This is a genomic window from Prevotella sp. HMSC073D09 (assembly GCF_001814145.1).
Lineage (GTDB): Bacteria > Bacteroidota > Bacteroidia > Bacteroidales > Bacteroidaceae > Prevotella > Prevotella conceptionensis.
Map to the genome: position 1 here is coordinate 61,721 of NZ_KV815038.1, position 443 is coordinate 62,163.

Annotated in this window: 1 protein-coding gene; it reads right to left on the bottom strand. The window is 42.2% G+C overall.

The window, feature by feature from the left end; genetic code table 11:
- Positions 1–166 precede the first annotated feature (166 nt).
- A partial coding sequence (locus HMPREF2955_RS16440) for a hypothetical protein (RefSeq protein ID WP_210401260.1) occupies positions 167–443 on the bottom strand: 277 nt, incomplete at its 5' end.

Consider the following 443-nt stretch of genomic DNA (forward strand, 5'->3'; position numbering starts at 1 on the left):
GCAAAAAATCGATTCTCGCGGAGGTTTGTTTTGACGCCAAGAGGGGGTAGTTGTGCATGCAGGCGAAATGAATACTTATTTAAACCGACCGCCACCAACACCCGTTTTTGGGTGATTTGCAGCAAAATGAAGCGCGTTTTGGTGCTAAATGCAATGCAATATGCCGCTAAATGCAGTGCGTTTTGGTGCTAAATGCAGTGCGTTTTGGTGCTAAACGCAAGTCATTTTGGTGCAAAACGCAAGGTAAAATGCTGCTAAATGCTAGGCGGAAAGCATAAAAATACGCTGCAATGGTATAAACAAAACCTTTATGAACCATGAAAAACAGGGTCGAAAAGGGCGAAATCGTCGTTAAAAAGTGGGATTTTAGGGGTAAAAAGCGGGTAATTGGGCATAAAAAAATATGAGATGGCAACCAAACTAGAAAGGCAAAATGGTGCAAA